This is a genomic window from Gottfriedia sp. NPDC058432 (genome assembly GCF_042721555.1).
In the GTDB taxonomy this organism is placed as follows: Bacteria; Bacillota; Bacilli; order Bacillales; family Bacillaceae_G; genus Gottfriedia.
The window spans coordinates 24,290-40,632 of sequence record NZ_JBHXLC010000018.1; the positions used below are offsets into that span (position 1 = coordinate 24,290).

Below are 16,343 nucleotides of genomic sequence, written 5' to 3' on the forward strand. Positions count from 1 at the left end.
AGTGAATGTATGATAAGAAAAAGTATCCCAAACCTATTTACTCTAGGGAATTTATATTGTGGGTTTCTATCGATCGGCTTTGCAGCTAAAGGAGAGTTTAGAAATGCCGCAATTCTTATTTTAATAGGAATGATGCTCGATAGTATGGACGGTCGAGTTGCTAGGGTTTTAGGAGTCCAATCACAATTAGGAAAAGAACTAGACTCTTTAGCTGATATAGTTACTTTTGGAGTTGCACCTTCCTATTTGGTATTTTGTACACAATTTTCAACTGAAGGTATCTTTGGTCTAGGAATTGCTGGTTTATTCCCGCTGTTTGGCGCATATAGATTAGCACGATTTAATGTAACACCGATTTCAACATCATTAAAATATTTTACTGGTGTCCCAATTACAGCAGCTGGTGGTTTTGTTGCTTTTTTAACATTATTTGGAAGTCGAATACCGCAAATAGTCATTATTACAGTTTTTGTTGCATTAGCATTCTTAATGGTTAGTAGAATTAAAATTCCAAGCTTTAAAGATATTCCGATCCCTAAATATGCTACAATTATTACGATTTTTTTAGGATACGCATTATATCTAGTATGGCATGCTAAAAAAGTGCAGTGGCCATTCTTCATTTATATAGCAATTCCGCTTTACATTTTCTTTATTTTCTTTCAATTTTTCAAAAGTAAAAAGAAGCAATCAAGTAATGAAAATAAGAAACCACGTAAATTCCGTTTAAAAAGAAAGTCTTAATAAAAAGTATGTTTTGATGCATTGTTTTTCATCAAAGCATACTTTTTTTTATATATTAATCCTTTTAAACCGCATTTTTCTTGCACATTAATAATTACTGTTCTATAATGACTAAGGATTAAATCGTATTTATTACGATTTTGAATATTTTAATAAAATTTATGTACCTAATTGTTTGATAAGAATTATCTTACATTTTTTTTAAAATTTAAAAAGGAATGATTACGAATTACATTAAAATATTTTAACCTTTTTCGTTTATTAATAAGCTTATTATAAAATACTAAAATGATAAATTTTTTTAGGGAGAGAAAAAAATGAAATTTAAAAAATTAGCAATTACGACTTTGCTAGTAACAAGTGCAGTTCTGTCAGCTTGCAATAAAGACACGCAACAGCAAAGTACGAAAAATAAAAACAAAAATAAACTGACGATTTATACAACCATCTATCCTTTACAAGATTTTGCTGAAAAAATTGGTGGTAAATACGTAGATGTTCATTCCATATACCCTACTGGTGTTGATACCCATGATTTTGAACCAACTTCTAAGCAAATTGTGAAAATCGCAAACTCAGATTTATTTGTATACAATGGTGCAGGTATGGAACCTTTTGCAGATAAAATAAAAGATACACTTAAAAATAATAATGTTGCGATCTTAGAGGCTACCAAAAATATTGAATTAATAAAGTCAAACGAAGAAGAAATTCAGGCGGATGAAGATCATCATGACGTTGATCCACATGTTTGGTTAGATCCATCTCGAGCAAAAATTGAAGCACAAAATATTAAAGATGAATTAGTTAAATTAATGCCAAAAAACAAACAGTACTTCGAAGCAAATTATGATAAAATTGAAAATCAATTTGATGAACTTGATAGTGAATTAAGAAATTTAGTTTTACATTCTGCACGTAAGGATATTGTCGTTTCACATGCAGCTTATGGATATTTGGAGCAACATTACGGAATTGAACAAATCCCAATCACTGGACTTTCCCCTTCTCAAGAGCCTTCACAGAAGGATTTAAAGAAAGTTGTTGATTTTGTTAAAGAACATAATGTTAAATATATTTTATTCGAAACATTTGCTACACCAAAAGTAGCATCCGTTGTAAAAAATGAAACTCATGCTGAAATCTTAAGACTTAACCACTTAGCAACTATTTCAGAAGACGATGTAAAGAATCATAAAGATTATTTCGACTTAATGCAAGAAAATATTGATACGTTAGATAAGGCATTAAATAACCGTTAAAAAGAGGACCCAATTTGTTGGGTCCTTTTTTGCTACTATTTATCCTACCTTCATATTTTCGGAAATCGGTTCTGATTTTCTCTTAATCTCTTTAAACATCACTTCAAATAAATAGGCTCCGATCAAGGCTAATATTGAAATGATGCTAAATGTCCATTTATATCCAATCAGCCCAGCAAGTGGAATTGTTAATGGTGCAATCGTTCTTCCAAGTGACCATCTTAATCCAGCTGCTGCAAAATACTGTCCACGTTGATTTTCAGGTGCAATTTTTGCAATAAATGAGTTCTGATTTCCTACAACTAATATCTCACCCAAAGTAAAGAGTGCCATTGCAATAAAAATTACATAGGCTGATAGCGTAAATCCAAATAACAGCATAGATAAAGCATAACAAACAGATGATGCAAAAAATAAAAGTCTTTCATTAAACTTATTTGCAAGTTTCGTTATTAAAACTGTCAATAACGCTACGATTAAACCGTTTTCTGCTATGACCCAGCTAAATAACGTTTCACTATTCGTCTTTAAAGTAAAATCGCTAAAATTAAATAATGTTTGAACTGGAATACTTTCTTTAATATAAACCGCTAGTAATAAATCTAATTGAGTAAAAGTTTGAGAGATTAATATACCAGCTGCAACAAATAAGAAAAATACCTTATCAGTAAAAATAATACGATAATTCTTTACTTGTTTTACTAAAACTTTTGAAATAGAATCTTCTTTTTCTTGTCTTACAGAGTCTGGTAATGATTCCTTTATTAATAGAAGAATCATAAATGCGACGATTAAAAAGATAAATGAAGATGTAGCATATAATAAAAATCTTGCTTTAAAAAATAAAATCCCACCAATGATTGGTCCGATAACAACATTAATATTGATCATCGTATAAAAAACAGCGAATACTAAGTTTCTTTCATCTTTATCTTCTACAGTATCTGCTACCATTGCCGAACTTGCTGGATTATATAGCATTCCTGTGACACTAATAATTGCAAAACCAAAAAAAGTTAACCATGGAGAATTTAAAATTGGTGAATTTGCAATTGTTAGCAAAATCATTCCTCCAGCTTGAATAAAAGCTGAAATAACCATCATTCTTTTTCGGCCATACGTATCAGCCAAATATCCTCCAATTAAATTTGCAAATACCCCAACAGCTTGAGAGCACATAAGTAAGACTCCCGCTGTTACTTTTCCCAATTCTTCTGCAAAATAAATTGCTAAAAATGGTAAATACATCCAAAAGAATAATCCAAAGAAAAACTCGGCAACAAGCCTGATTTTCATATTAAAATTCCATTTAAGTATATTCATGATGTCCGTCCCCCTAACCTTCTCACTTTAACATAATTAAAAAAATGCGTAAATTGAATTTTAATTTCTACTTCCTTCTTCTAAGAAATCTATACCAATAAATGCATTTAATTGAACTGTTTAGAAACTTTTACTAAGGGAGCATGTCTATTTTCTTAAAATGTATCATACAATTTAGTACTACATTTAGGAGGACTTCCTATGAAATTGAACTTTAGTAAAGAAGCTCGAAATATAGCCTTTACATATGTCGGAACTGTTATTGGAGCAGGTTTTGCTACGGGTAAGGAAATTGTAGAGTTCTTTTCAATTAACGGGGTATATGGTGCAATGGGGATCCTGTTTGCCACTGTATTATTTTGTTGGTTCGGAACTAAAATTATGACAATTGCTCATACATATAAATTAAATTCTGCTCAGCAATTTAATGTACTATTATTTGGAGAACTCGGAGGAAATATTATTAATGGGCTATTATTCTTTGTTTTAATTGGCGTTACAAGTGTCATGTTGTCAGGTGCTGGAGCCGTATTTAAGAATTACCTACATTTTGATTCTTTTATCGGTTCATTATTTTTTATCATTTTGACTTTTATCGTTTTAAGAAAAGGGACAAGTGGTTTATTCAGTCTAAATAATACAGTAGTCCCAATTATGTGTGCTTTTATCGTCGCAGTTTTCATTAACTCACATTTACCATTTACAATGCATGAAATCACACTAGATCATATTTTACCTTCTATTAGTTCGCTTAACCTTACAGTGTTTTCAAAACCTATTACTTATGTTTGTTTAAATATGGCTTTAGCCCAGGCTGTTTTAGTACCTATTGGTTTTGAGTGTAAAGAAAAATCTTCAATTGTACAAGGCGGGGTATTAGGCGGTCTAATTTTAGGGACTATTTTATTACTAATTCACCTGAATGTATCAGGTGTAACCAATTTTCAACAATATGAAATTCCAATGGTAGAAGTAATCAAAAAAATCCATCCAATTTTCTATTACTTTTTCCTAATGGTTATTTTAGCTGAAATTTTCACTACATTAGTTGGAAATATCTATGGGATGTCTAGGCAAATAAATTCATATATCCGATTAAATACAAATATAGTCGTTATTTTATTATTAATATGCTGCCTATTTATTAGCATTATTGGCTATGGACCATTATTAACATTCCTTTATCCACTTATCGGTTGGATTAGTTTCCTTGTAATCCTTACCTTACTAAAACCTAAAAAATCATCTTAATCGCAATCATCGCAAACTTCATAATATAAACCAAATTCAATGTGTAACTTTGGCATCCATTGAATCTTAAACATCCTACTTTGCCAACGTTCTAATACAAATTGAATTGAATTTTCATCAGGATCGTTTATTAATATCATTTGATGAATTTGTAGGCTTTTTACTGAGAAGCGATTTTCATTTTCGATATACCAATCAATCGTTAACTCATCGTATTCATTTATAATAAACTTAACATACGTGCTCGGTTTATCTTTCAAACTCATCTCGCTAAAGATTCCTTCGTCAGTCACAATAATTGGATAATCACCTTTATCATTTTTTTCTAATTTTATTTGAAAGGTATTTTCTAAAAAACAAATCATTTTGTCACCTTCTAATTTATGATATGTTGATAGTTTATCAAATTAAGACAGGAAAAGACAGGAATATGCCGGTTCAAAAGAACTTGTTAGGATGGTAATGTTGGAATTTTGTTCTCAAATTGAAAAAGGATTACTCTTATTTATAAGAGTAATCCTTTTTTTTATTTTCGATTATATAAAGCTTTATATTTAGACCATGTATTTCTTCGTTCTTTCATTAAAGTAATGAATTCCGGTTTACATTCGTCTAAATTAGTTAACGCTATCAGTTCGTTATTTTTCCATTTTGTTACAATACCTTCTGTAGTATAGATTAAGTATTGGTACTCTAAGTAACTTCCTAACGTTGATAAGCTTATTTGTTCAAAAATATTTTCTGCAAAGCTGTTAGAAAATGATACACATACCGGCCTAGTGCCCACTCGATCCAAGTCAAGAACATGTACAATTTTCCTATTACAATCTATACATAATGAATAAACGGAAGGAACAATTCCACCAGTTAAAAAAACTTGTTCATTGCTATAGAATTCCTTCACTCTAATCCTCCTATTATCATTGTATATAAGTATATGCAATAAAAAATAGAATTGACTAGTTAAATTACATTATGCGTCACTTTATTTAATGGAATTTTGGATAAACATGATCTTCCCTGCTTCATTAAATTTTAAAGAAGCTTCAAATTCTTTGCCATCTTTTGAAAATCCTTTTATAACTTCTGTTGTCTCACCGTTTAATAACTGCTTCATTAAAGCTTTTGTAATTGTTTTACCTAATATTTTTTTTGAAATTGTAACTTCACATTTTGTTTTTTGGAATTGATCACACCCATAAAATGAGCCTTTATCGACCATTTTACCATCGCATTTAATACATTTTCCAACACTAGTTGATTTTTTCTTCGGACCAAACTTCGAATTTTGCATTTCCTCAATTTTAAAATCTGAAAAATTCCATATCTTCTCATTTTCATATGCATCAAGAATTATTTTTTCAGTTAATTTTTTGGTTTGTTCCATAAACTCAAGACTACTTGCTTTTCCTTCTCCAATTTCACTTAATCTCTGCTCCCATTTTGCAGTCATTTCAGGTGAAGTTAAAATATTTTCCCCTAGAGCATAAATGATCAACTTCCCTTTATCCGTCGCGAAAACTTGATTTTTCTTAACATCAATATATTTTCTATTTTTTAAAGTACCTATAATACCAGCCCTAGTTGCCTCAGTACCTAGCCCTTCAGTTTTATTTAGTATTTTCGTTAATTCCGGATTATCAATATGTTTTCCGGCAGACTTCATTAATGTAATTAATTGTCCTTCTGTATATCTTTTAGGTGCTTGAGTTTTCTTTTCTTTTACCTCTACTTTTTTAACAATTCCTTCTTGCCCAGTTTCAACAACGGGTAAATTTTGTTCTTCAGTATTTTTTTCTTTTGATTTTTCGAATATGACTTTACGCCAACCTTCTTGAACCATTATTTTTCCTTTTGAAATAAAGGTCGCTCGCCCGTCTACTAACGTATGAATTGTAGTATAGTCAAAAATTGAATTAGGATAATGTGCACTTATTAAACGATTTACAATTAGTTCATATATTTTCAATTCCTCATCATTCATTTTATGAATATTTGGCACTTGCTCAGTAGGTATAATTGCATAGTGATCAGTGACCTTTTTCTCATTAACGTAGCGACTATTATTTAAGATCGATTGATTTGGCAGAGGGAAGAATTGTGAAAATTGCTCAATTTTTTCAAGTTTCTTCAATATATCTGGGAGCATCATTGCTTCTTCTTTCGTAATAAAACTTGAGTCTGAACGTGGGTATGAAATATTCCCTTTGACATAAAGTTTTTGTGCAATCTCTAGTGTTTTTTGTGGTGAAAATTTATATTTACTGTTTGCATCAGCTTGAAGTGCCGATAAATTATAAAGAAAAGGTGGTTGAAACTCTTTTCTTTCTTGCTCAATATCAGTAATTTTTACGTTTTTATTTTCACAAAAGCCAGCAATTTTTTCTGCTAATTCCTTTGACAAAATTTTAGATTCGGAATTGTTATGCCATTTTCCAAAAAACTTTTGCTTTTCAAACTGAAATGTAGCAAAAACTTCCCAATAAGGTTCGGAATTAAACCTTTCAATCTCAAGTTCTCTTTTCACAATGAGAGCTAGTGTTGGTGTTTGAACTCTTCCTAACGAAAAGACATCCTGGATTCCTTTCTTCTGCAGATGTAAGGAATATACTCTTGATGCATTCATCCCAACTAACCAATCAGCACATGCTCGGCTATACGCCTCAAAGAATAAACTTTTTGTTTCACTTTCATCCAATAATTGACTAAATCCTTTTTTAACGGCATTTTCTGTTAAAGACGAAATCCAAAGCCTTCTCATTGGCTTTTTATTTCCAGCTAAATTTAAAATAAGGCGAACAATATGTTCTCCTTCACGTTCACAGTCACCTGCAAGAATTATTTCAGTAACCTCTTCTAAGTGGACTAAGTTCTTAATAATTGAAAATTGATCCCATTTTCCTTTTGATACTTTATGCCCAAAGCGATTAGGTATAATAGGTAAAGTATTTAATGACCACTTTTTCCATTTTTCATCATATTCTTCAGGTGATAATAACTCACATAAATGCCCAATAGCCCAAGTTAAATATGCACCTTTTGGAAAAAACTCGTTAGGTTGAATGACTAAGAACCCTTTTTTCTTTTGGAACTTAAAAGGGGCTGCAAGCTTTAAACCTTGATCAGGCTTTTCGGCAATAATTAATTTCATTTTCTTCCTCACATTTTAAACTAATTTTTGTATCACTGTATTTGTTTGATATAGTTATTATATAACTTATGTAATGGTAGGGAAAGCCGTAAGAAACGAAAAAAAGGCAGTGCCAAAAGAATACATTCTCTTGAACTGCCTTTTCTTCTCTTAATAGTTGGACGCTTTTAACTACACGCTGGATTACGTGGTATTTGAATAAATTCTACTTCTTCTAATATTTTAATTCTTTTTGTTACAATGACAACAAAGTTAGCTGTCCATATATATTTAGGAAAGTTATTTTCGTCAACCATCATTGCTTGAAATGTATCATTCATCATTTCTTCAAATTTTTCCTCTGTAATAAAATCATTTTCAATTTTAAATTCAATCCATTCACAATGAATCATTTTCATCTCTCCATCTCTTTATAAAGTGAAATCAAGATCGATTCTTAATAGTAATTTAAATCACTTACTATGGTTGTAGTATATCATGTACTTTTTAATTTGTGAATAATTTCACAAACGGATGTTAACTTTTTATTTTATTTGTGAAATATTTAAGTCAATTGAGTGTATATTATGATATTAAGCGCTTACTTGACTTATATTCTTAATAGTTGTATATTAATTTCAACATTTATTAAAAATATTAATAAATGGAAATTCTTTCGCGCTTCATGTGCAATGTTTTAGGAGGAAAAGAAAAATGCAAGGAAAAGTAAAATGGTTCAACAATGAAAAAGGTTTCGGATTCATCGAAGTTGAAGGTGGAGACGATGTATTCGTACATTTCTCAGCAATCCAAACTGACGGATTCAAATCTTTAGAAGAAGGTGCTGAAGTTTCTTTTGACATTGTTGAAGGTAACCGTGGACCTCAAGCTGCTAACGTAGTAAAGCTATAATATAAACTTGACTACATAAAGGACTGATTATCAGTCCTTTTTTATTTTTATTAAGAGATTATCATAAAAATTATTCAGTATACTTAAACAAAAAAATCCTCTTGCTTTTCATGATTCCCATTTTATTTGGGAATACTACGAAGTGAAATAAGGAGGGTGTTTATGTCAAATTTTAATAATTTTGAAGATGTAGAAATGAAAGTGAAAGCTGCTCAAAAGCTTGTAGGCTATGCAACAATGAGCATGGACGCACAGCAGTTAACAGATGCAACAACAGCAGTTAGTCAAGCAAGAGAACAGCTCGAAAAAATGAAGGGCCTTGCTACTGATTTAGATGATGAATTTTTAAAGAAACAAGAAGAAGACTTAATGCAAGTTGAGCAACAAATAAGAGAAGCTCAGATATAATGAAAAAGAAGGTACTTTTAATGGTACCTTCTTTTTTGTGTTTAAATTAAGTTAGTGGCTAATTAACAGTCAGAAGTTAATTGCTTACCGATCATTTTTATTTTTTCTCCAACCGTACATTTATTAATACAAAAGGATTGAGCAAATTTTTGGCTATGGTCTTTTCTAAAATGTTTATAAACAAAACAACCATCGCAATAAGTCTTTATTAAAGTATCTATTTCGTCCAAGATTTCTTTACGTTCCATACTTCATTTCACCTCTTCATGTAACTTCAATCGTACTTATTATCTTATTCCCTTTAAGTGCTTGCGTTGCTAGATTATGAGCTTCTTTATTATCATTACGTTTAATAAGTTCTAATTGTAAGGTTAATTTTAAGTTTTTACAATTTCTTTCAATTCGATTTATGAATCGTTCATGTTGTTCCTCATAACATGGCCAATCTCCATTTAATTGATTAATGACAACTTGTGAATCTCCTTTAATAAGAATCGTTTGCCCTTTTATATTCATTTCCTCTAATAGTAGGATTGCATTTTCAATAGCAGCAAACTCTGCTTCATTATTTGTCAATAACCCATCTAATTTTTCATTAAACCTTTTTCGATAGTTTTTACCATTTTGACTAAAATATAAGCATACTCCTATACCTGAAATAGATGTTGATTGATCAAATCCACCGTCAAAAAAAATTGAGATATTATGTGGTTCTTCTTCAAGTTCTTTTAAGTACTTTATTACTTGTTTTTTGGTCCACTCTGTGTCGAATTCATCTAAAAAGATGATTTCTTTTGTTCTACCTGTACTTTCAAAATCCTCCGCTAAAAGTAGAGCTTCTTTTATTTCTAACCATTCAGTTTCAAGTGTAATTTGATATTTCTTTTTAGTTTGATACTTCCAACTGATCTTTAGCTTCATCCGTCACACCTCTTCTATTGTTTATTTTAGACTAGACTATGGTTAAATATAAAAATACTTCTTTCATATTTTAAGTTTTCATTTTTTTGAATATATACTAAAATGATACATATATAAGTGTTGGAGGTTTACTATGATTGAAGTTTATATTGACGGAGCTTCCAAAGGAAATCCCGGGCCCTCAGGTGCAGGTATTTTCATAAAAGGAATAAAAGAACCTGTTTTTTTAAGTATTCCATTAGATTCGATGTCTAATCATGAAGCAGAGTTTCATGCCTTGTTACTTGCACTAGATTATTGTGTCAAACATAATTTAACAACTGTTTCATTCCGTACAGATTCAAAAGTCGTTGAAGAAAGTATTGATAAGAATTATTCGAAAAACGATTTGTTTATTCCTTTATTAGAGAAATCACTTAAGTTGATTAATCAACTTGATCTTTTCTTTATTAAATGGATTCCATCAAGCGCAAATAAGGTTGCTGATGAACTTGCTCGAAAAGCCATAAAATAAAAAAGGAATGGACGATATGAAAAATAAATTAATCGCTTTTTCTTCTTTAGTCTTTGTTTCCTTCATTTGGGGTTCTTCGCTTTTCATTGTTAAAGAAACACTTAAGATTGTCCAACCATTTACATTTAATGCATTACGATTTATTGTAGCAGCAATTGTCTTATTTACAGTTCAAACTTTATTAAATCGAAAAAATAATAAAAGATATCGCGGAAAAGCTGGATTTATTTCCCCTGGAATCGTTATAGGATTATTCTTATTTCTAGGTTTTGTTTTTCAAACATTTGGATTACATTACACTTCCATATCCAAATCGGGTTTTATAATAGGTATTAGTGTAGCGATTGTTCCTTTTCTTTTATTTTTTAAATATAAGAAAAAGCCTACTTTACGGGAAAATTTATGTGCAATTATTGCATTCATCGGATTATTTTTATTGACTCTTTCAACAAATTCCAAGTTTAATTCCGGTGATATTATTTCCTTTTTCAGTGCGATTGCGTTTGCTCTTCATATTATTTATTCAACGATTTACTCACCTAGTTATAATTCACTACAACTAGCAACTGTACAAATAACTTTTGTAGGTTTAGCCTCTTGGACATTTGCTTTAATTTTTGAAGATTGGCAAGTCATTTTCAATCATGCATTATGGACAAATAAATTTTTCATTTTTTCAATTCTATTTACAGCAATTTTTTGTACCGCTGCTGCTTTCTTTATCCAAATGTTTGCCCAACGTACAATAAGTGCCACAGAAGTAGGAATTATTCTCGCTACTGAGCCAGTTTTTGCAGCGATTACTGGTTATTATTATGGTGGAGAAAGATTACAAGAAATTGGTTTATTCGGTTGCAGTTTAATTTTAATTTCTACGATCGTAACTCAAATTAGAAAGAACAAAAGTAAAAAGCAATTATATAAAGAAGAAAAAACCATTCACAAGATGTGAATGGTTTTTTTTCCCGCAAATGCCGTTGTTCTTTTTATGTCTAAGTAAACCGAACTCCAAGGTGGATGTCCTCACAAGTAACGCTCATCCTCCTATATGTAGGCACGATGTTGTTACTTAAATATCGGTCTTCCGGTATACAAATCATTGGTTTAAGACATAAAATGACAACGCACACAGCAGGTTTTGTTAATTTGTATTCTCATTCTATACCAATTAAAACTATTTTGCAACTAATTATTTTTTCTTATTCACAACATTTTCTTCATAAGAAATCCAGTCACTAAAACTTCCAGGATAGAGTTTTACATTCGTATATCCAGCTTCAACTAATCCTAAATAATTAACACAACCAGTGACACCTGAACCACAATAAACAACAGTTTCATTGTCATTTTTAAATGGTTTAAAGAGAGTTTGTAATTCTTCTTTTGTTTTAAATTCTCCCGATTCATTTAATACATCTTTCCAAAATGAATTTTTTGCTCCAGGTATATGGCCAGCAATTCCGTCAATTGGTTCAAATTCGCCAATATATCGAATAGATTCTCTAGAATCAATTAAATTGTAATCCTCATTTTTACTATTCTTCTTAACTTCATTCATCGAACTAATCATATACTCTTGTACGTTAATCTCGAATTTTTTAGGTATTACTTCTTCGATTTTAGTAGTTACTTCAAAATCTTTTTCCAACCATTTTTTATAACCACCATTTAAAACAAAAGTAAACTGATGCCCTACTAAATTACATAAAAACCAACATCTTGCCGCGTTATCATTCGTACCATCATCATAACAAATAACAATTGTATCATGATCGATCCCTAGTTCCCCTAAAAGATTTCCAAAATCATTTAAATTAGGAAACGGATGCCTGCCTCCATGCTTTTGTACAGGACTAGATAAATCATTATTTAAATCAACATAACGAGAAAGCGGAATATGATTTTTCTGGTATTCACTTAAACCATATTCTGGATTTGACAATTGAAATCGACAATCTAAAAACACAACATTTTTATTTAAGCGCAATTTATTTGCAATGTTTACATCAATAATATTTTTCAATTTTAATTGTCCACCTTCATATTAAATTAATTTTTTGAATAAGTTTAATACTTTTTCATCTACAACGACTTCATTTAAATTTTCAGTTGCTTTAATTGTTTGTTGAACATCATTTTCGATTTGATTGCTGCAGTTTTGCAACACAGAGTTTAATGCATCAACATATTGGATGTGATAATGCTCTGCAAATAAGCTATTCATATTTGCTAAATACTCTTTTAATGGTGTTCTCAATTCATTAATGCATTCATCGATCATAGTTTCTTTCATATTTTCAACAAAAAAGCTTTTTGGATTTTTAAAGTAATTCTTTAAACTTTCAAATCGATCTACATTAATAAATTGATCAGGATTTTTTATCGAAACAGGTAAAATCTCATTAATTTCGCTTTTTTGAACAATAAATTCAGATTGAATCGAATGAATTTCATCAATTACTCGATCTTGTGACATAGAAATTTCATTTGTTAAAAACTTCTCTAATCTAAATCCAGTTACTCTTAATTCCTTTAAAATCTCTTCCAATACTTCATATATAAATTCACGAATTTTAGTTACAAATAATTGTTTAATATTTTTTGTTGTATTATTAAAAATACTTGGATTAAAGAAGTAAGGGAATAAATCTCGCATCCTTAATTCGATACGCTTTTCGATAAAGAAAATCAATTGCTCGTTTTCTTTCATAAAGGCTCTTGGTAAATTAGTAGGTTCTGCATTTTTAATCGCTTCTTTAACATTTTTCTGAATTTGCTCAAGTTCGTTGAAGAATTGATCTTTTTCACGCTTTATTCTTTCGAAACGATTAATCGTATCACGTAAGATTTTTTCAATTGTTAATAGGTCATTAATAAATGTTTTAAAGACTTCATTTGCAATTTCAAATTGGAAGAAATTTTGGATTTTCGTATTTAATTTCTTATAATTATTCTGGATTTCTAAATTTAACTCTGATTCACCATATCCCTTCATCTGAAGCATACTTGAAATAGGAAAAACAGCTGGGAAACGAACCCCTAGTTTCGTTAATTGGTTTACAAAGAAATTTTGTACGATTTCGATTTCGTTTTGATCCTTTGCTAAATCCGAAGCATTTAATACAAAGTAAACTTTATCACTATCAAAACTTTCTCTCATTCGTCCGATTTGCATTAAGAAAGACTCATCTTGACGTGTAAAAGCATGCTGATAATGTGCAACATATAAAATTAAATCAGCTTTTTTCAAATAGTCGAATGCTAGTTCAGTATGTCTTGAATGGATACTATTTCCTCCTGGCGTATCCACTAATACAATTCCACTTAACGTGATCTCACAATCAAAATAAACTGTACTTTCTTTTACAAAACATGCTCGATTTTCTTCACTGATTACACTTACATACTCACTTAAGTCATATCGCTTAGTAGTACCTAGTAAACTTCTCATTTCTTCATAATTTTGACAGACGCTTTCTGCATAAACGAAAGCATCAGTAGGGATTTTATCCTTTTGTTTCTTGATTAAATTTTGAAGAGTATTAAACCACTCTTTTTCACTTGCTTCCACTCCCCATTTTTTGAAGAAATCAAGAAACTCTTCTTTTAAAGATTCCTCTGATTTATAACTCACATCAGCTTTTTTATTGCCAGATTCAACTGTTGATCGTTTAATCTTACAAATTGCCGCTGTTGTTGGGTGTGGAGAAACAGGTAGTACACGATCGCCAAGTAGAGTATTTATATACGATGTTTTTCCAGAACTAAACGCTCCGAATAATGCAATTGTGTATTCGTTTGATTTTATTTGCACTCTTTTTTCTTTTAAAATACCGATTTTACTCTGAATAAATTTATTTGAAGTTAATTCGTCTAATATAAAATCAGCGACTTCATATTTAGCTTGAATTTCTTCGTTTGAATATTTTTTTGAATTAGTTTGTTCGATGTCAGCAATAAGTTCTTCTTTTACTTCCGGTACTTGAACAGTTAAAATTTTATGATTAATTAACTCGCTTACTGATATTAAAGTAGGCTTAATTTCCGGCAGGTCTTGATTAAATTCTTGATGATTATTTAAAATCGTCTTAATTTCTGTAACCATATGAGAAATTTTTTGATTATTAAACTCTAATTCATCAAATCCTTCTATTTTTGATTGTAAATCAATCTTTTGATTTTTTAACTTTAGTATAGTTGATTCATTTTGTACTTTAAGTTCTTTTGAAAGTGTGTAAATAAATTCGGAAATACTTTTACGATATACCGCCTTAATCCCTTCACTAACTTCCTTCGTATACTGTAATAAATAATTTCCACCTGTATCAATCAAGTGGGACGGCTTTGGACAAATTACCTCTTCACTCAAATTAGGCTCTAAGATTTTATCAAAGTCACTGCTATCAATTTTATTATTTTCAATTTGTTTTACAGTTCGAATTGCTGCTTCTTTTACAAAATACTCTATTTGTTTATTTGTTAATTCTTTTACTTTGTGAATAAATTGACTTTTAGATTCATGTAAAGCATTTTCAAGTTTTTTTCTTGATTGAAATAATCCTTTATTTTGCAATGCTTTTTCTGATTCTAAATATTTTGACGCTAATTCTCTCATTTCAAATGGTGTAATGTTTGAATTAGTAAGAACTTGTTGTGTAGACTGCAAACAATTTTCCTCAAATGATGAAACTGACTTTTCAATCACTTCAATTTCATTATTTAAATCATTATAAACTGATCTAATTTCATCTGCATTTTGATCGAGATCAATGTAATCGTTCTCAAGTTGTTGTATTTGTTCGTTCATAATTGTTAAAAAGCTTGCATTGTCATTTTCAATTTGAACTACGTCTTGATGACTGTATAAATCATTTAAATAATTTATAAACTGGTTATATTCATTATTATTGACAGATTTATCTCTTGTAGAAATATAAAAAACTTGTAAGTTGCCTAATCCTTGTTTTTTCAAGTTTCCAATTACACCATGTTGAAACTGTTCGAACGTCAATTCGGTTTCATCGTGTTTATCAATACATGTGATGACTAAACAAACTTTATTATTTTTTTCAACTAAATTATGAATAAAATCGATATTTGTTTTCGAATGAACATGTTGATAATCCATTAAATAAAAAATACTATCCGCTAGATGAATGACAGAATTTGTTGCCTCTAAATGATCCATATCTGTTGAATCAATTCCTGGAGTATCAATTAAAACAGATCCAGTTGGAATTTTAAATATCTCTTGTGCCCACTCGAGCTCAATTATTGAGCCACTATCAGAAGCTAACTTTTTTAGTTCGTCTACTTGAATGTCCTCTTGAATCTGATACATTTCACCATCTTTAAGAGTAATTAACATTTTACTTTCGCCATTTTTTAATTTTACAACGTTTGCACTTGTAGGAATTGGGCTTGTAGGTAGTTTTTCAACTTGTAAAAGATCATTTAGTAAGGATGACTTACCAGCAGAAAAATGCCCACAAAATACGTAATAACTTTCCTTATTTTGTATTTTGTATGCTAATTTTTTTAATTGAAATAATTCCTTCGAATTTCCTTGTTCAGAAAGTAAATTGATACCTGAAGAAACCTTATTCAGTAATTCCCCTCTGTTAATCTTAGTGTTTTGCAACGTGATTTCCCCATTTCATTTCATACTCAAATATTTTCCCTAGCATTATTTTATCCCCATATATATTAATTTGGAAGAAGAATGTATAGGCATATGCATATAAAATAAAAAAAACTAGGTAACATCACCTAGTTTTGAACTTGTTTAAGTACATATTTAGTTAATAAAAAGTATAAAAGAATTGTAGCTGACACAAATCCAAGAACCATTTGACGCACAACCTTTCGAAGTTGATAA

16 protein-coding genes and 1 other RNA gene are annotated in these 16,343 nt (G+C 30.1%); 7 read left to right on the top strand and 10 right to left on the bottom strand.

Annotation, left to right across the window (positions count from 1 at the left end; translation table 11 throughout):
• Positions 1–9: 9 nt before the first annotated feature.
• Positions 10–744, top strand: coding sequence for a CDP-diacylglycerol--serine O-phosphatidyltransferase (pssA, locus tag ACFWM3_RS16975; RefSeq protein WP_056466488.1), 735 nt, complete (start codon positions 10–12; stop codon positions 742–744).
• A gap of 317 nt (positions 745–1,061) precedes the next feature.
• Positions 1,062–2,006: a metal ABC transporter substrate-binding protein gene (locus ACFWM3_RS16980; protein ID WP_390312204.1), complete on the top strand. Its 945-nt coding sequence runs from the start codon at positions 1,062–1,064 to the stop codon at positions 2,004–2,006.
• 39 nt (positions 2,007–2,045) lie between these two features.
• Here the strand turns inward: ACFWM3_RS16980 and ACFWM3_RS16985 are convergent, their stop codons facing one another.
• Positions 2,046–3,329 carry an MDR family MFS transporter gene (locus ACFWM3_RS16985; RefSeq protein WP_390312205.1) on the bottom strand — a complete coding sequence of 428 codons (1,284 nt, stop codon included), beginning with the start codon at positions 3,327–3,329 and terminating at the stop codon, positions 2,046–2,048.
• Between the two features lie 201 nt (positions 3,330–3,530).
• On the opposite strand from ACFWM3_RS16985, the gene ACFWM3_RS16990 reads away from it, so the two are divergent.
• The gene (locus ACFWM3_RS16990) at positions 3,531–4,580 is read left to right on the top strand and encodes a YkvI family membrane protein (protein WP_056466496.1); all 1,050 of its coding nucleotides are present in this window, start codon (positions 3,531–3,533) and stop codon (positions 4,578–4,580) included.
• On the opposite strand, the gene ACFWM3_RS16995 is transcribed toward ACFWM3_RS16990, so the two are convergent.
• The 4 genes from ACFWM3_RS16995 to ACFWM3_RS17010 all read right to left on the bottom strand — a co-directional run bounded on the left by ACFWM3_RS16995 (position 4,577) and on the right by ACFWM3_RS17010 (position 8,123).
• The gene (locus tag ACFWM3_RS16995) at positions 4,577–4,945 is read right to left on the bottom strand and encodes a DUF3979 family protein (RefSeq protein WP_056466500.1); all 369 of its coding nucleotides are present in this window, start codon (positions 4,943–4,945) and stop codon (positions 4,577–4,579) included. The genes ACFWM3_RS16990 and ACFWM3_RS16995 overlap by 4 nt on opposite strands.
• A gap of 161 nt (positions 4,946–5,106) precedes the next feature.
• Positions 5,107–5,484 (bottom strand): hypothetical protein, encoded by a 378-nt coding sequence (locus ACFWM3_RS17000; protein WP_056466503.1) that lies wholly within the window; start codon positions 5,482–5,484, stop codon positions 5,107–5,109.
• Positions 5,485–5,565: 81 nt separating this feature from the next.
• Entirely contained in the window at positions 5,566–7,731 is a 2,166-nt protein-coding gene (locus ACFWM3_RS17005; RefSeq protein ID WP_056466506.1) for a DNA topoisomerase III, read from the bottom strand.
• 167 nt (positions 7,732–7,898) lie between these two features.
• Positions 7,899–8,123, bottom strand: a complete 225-nt coding sequence (locus ACFWM3_RS17010; protein WP_056466509.1) for a hypothetical protein — start codon at positions 8,121–8,123, stop codon at positions 7,899–7,901.
• A 301-nt stretch (positions 8,124–8,424) separates the two neighbouring features.
• On the opposite strand from ACFWM3_RS17010, the gene cspD reads away from it, so the two are divergent.
• Positions 8,425–8,622 carry a cold-shock protein CspD gene (cspD, locus tag ACFWM3_RS17015; RefSeq protein ID WP_056466512.1) on the top strand — a complete coding sequence of 66 codons (198 nt, stop codon included), beginning with the start codon at positions 8,425–8,427 and terminating at the stop codon, positions 8,620–8,622.
• 162 nt (positions 8,623–8,784) lie between these two features.
• Complete coding sequence (locus ACFWM3_RS17020; protein ID WP_056466514.1) at positions 8,785–9,030, top strand: DUF2564 family protein; 246 nt, start codon at positions 8,785–8,787, stop codon at positions 9,028–9,030.
• A gap of 62 nt (positions 9,031–9,092) precedes the next feature.
• Here ACFWM3_RS17020 and ACFWM3_RS17025 read toward each other — a convergent pair whose 3' ends face one another.
• Both ACFWM3_RS17025 and ACFWM3_RS17030 read right to left on the bottom strand, forming a co-directional pair.
• Entirely contained in the window at positions 9,093–9,278 is a 186-nt protein-coding gene (locus tag ACFWM3_RS17025) for a zinc-finger domain-containing protein (RefSeq protein WP_056466517.1), read from the bottom strand.
• Between the two features lie 16 nt (positions 9,279–9,294).
• Positions 9,295–9,951 (bottom strand): reverse transcriptase-like protein, encoded by a 657-nt coding sequence (locus tag ACFWM3_RS17030; protein WP_390312206.1) that lies wholly within the window; start codon positions 9,949–9,951, stop codon positions 9,295–9,297.
• A gap of 133 nt (positions 9,952–10,084) precedes the next feature.
• Between ACFWM3_RS17030 and ACFWM3_RS17035 the strand changes: the two genes are divergently transcribed.
• On the top strand, positions 10,085–10,465 hold the full coding sequence (locus ACFWM3_RS17035; RefSeq protein WP_056466524.1) for a reverse transcriptase-like protein: 381 nt from the start codon (positions 10,085–10,087) through the stop codon (positions 10,463–10,465).
• 16 nt (positions 10,466–10,481) lie between these two features.
• Positions 10,482–11,417, top strand: coding sequence for a DMT family transporter (locus tag ACFWM3_RS17040; RefSeq protein WP_056466527.1), 936 nt, complete (start codon positions 10,482–10,484; stop codon positions 11,415–11,417).
• A 6-nt stretch (positions 11,418–11,423) separates the two neighbouring features.
• Here the strand turns inward: ACFWM3_RS17040 and ssrS are convergent.
• From ssrS to ACFWM3_RS17055, 3 genes are all read right to left on the bottom strand, one after another.
• Positions 11,424–11,606, bottom strand: a non-coding RNA gene (ssrS, locus tag ACFWM3_RS17045) — 6S RNA.
• A 48-nt stretch (positions 11,607–11,654) separates the two neighbouring features.
• Complete coding sequence (locus ACFWM3_RS17050) at positions 11,655–12,488, bottom strand: sulfurtransferase (RefSeq protein WP_390312207.1); 834 nt, start codon at positions 12,486–12,488, stop codon at positions 11,655–11,657.
• 21 nt (positions 12,489–12,509) lie between these two features.
• Positions 12,510–16,106 (bottom strand): dynamin family protein, encoded by a 3,597-nt coding sequence (locus ACFWM3_RS17055; protein WP_390312208.1) that lies wholly within the window; start codon positions 16,104–16,106, stop codon positions 12,510–12,512.
• Positions 16,107–16,343 lie beyond the last annotated feature (237 nt).

Coding starts and splice junctions, on each gene's coding strand:
- ACFWM3_RS16990 (WP_056466496.1), top strand. CDS start 3,531: ATGAAATTGAACTTTAGTAAAGAAGCTCGAAATATAGCCTTTACATAT.
- ACFWM3_RS17005 (WP_056466506.1), bottom strand. CDS start 7,731: ATGAAATTAATTATTGCCGAAAAGCCTGATCAAGGTTTAAAGCTTGCA.
- ACFWM3_RS17020 (WP_056466514.1), top strand. CDS start 8,785: ATGTCAAATTTTAATAATTTTGAAGATGTAGAAATGAAAGTGAAAGCT.
- cspD (WP_056466512.1), top strand. CDS start 8,425: ATGCAAGGAAAAGTAAAATGGTTCAACAATGAAAAAGGTTTCGGATTC.
- ACFWM3_RS17010 (WP_056466509.1), bottom strand. CDS start 8,123: ATGATTCATTGTGAATGGATTGAATTTAAAATTGAAAATGATTTTATT.
- ACFWM3_RS16985 (WP_390312205.1), bottom strand. CDS start 3,329: ATGAATATACTTAAATGGAATTTTAATATGAAAATCAGGCTTGTTGCC.
- ACFWM3_RS17025 (WP_056466517.1), bottom strand. CDS start 9,278: ATGGAACGTAAAGAAATCTTGGACGAAATAGATACTTTAATAAAGACT.
- ACFWM3_RS16980 (WP_390312204.1), top strand. CDS start 1,062: ATGAAATTTAAAAAATTAGCAATTACGACTTTGCTAGTAACAAGTGCA.
- ACFWM3_RS17040 (WP_056466527.1), top strand. CDS start 10,482: ATGAAAAATAAATTAATCGCTTTTTCTTCTTTAGTCTTTGTTTCCTTC.
- ACFWM3_RS17030 (WP_390312206.1), bottom strand. CDS start 9,951: ATGAAGCTAAAGATCAGTTGGAAGTATCAAACTAAAAAGAAATATCAA.
- ACFWM3_RS17035 (WP_056466524.1), top strand. CDS start 10,085: ATGATTGAAGTTTATATTGACGGAGCTTCCAAAGGAAATCCCGGGCCC.
- ACFWM3_RS16995 (WP_056466500.1), bottom strand. CDS start 4,945: ATGATTTGTTTTTTAGAAAATACCTTTCAAATAAAATTAGAAAAAAAT.
- pssA (WP_056466488.1), top strand. CDS start 10: ATGATAAGAAAAAGTATCCCAAACCTATTTACTCTAGGGAATTTATAT.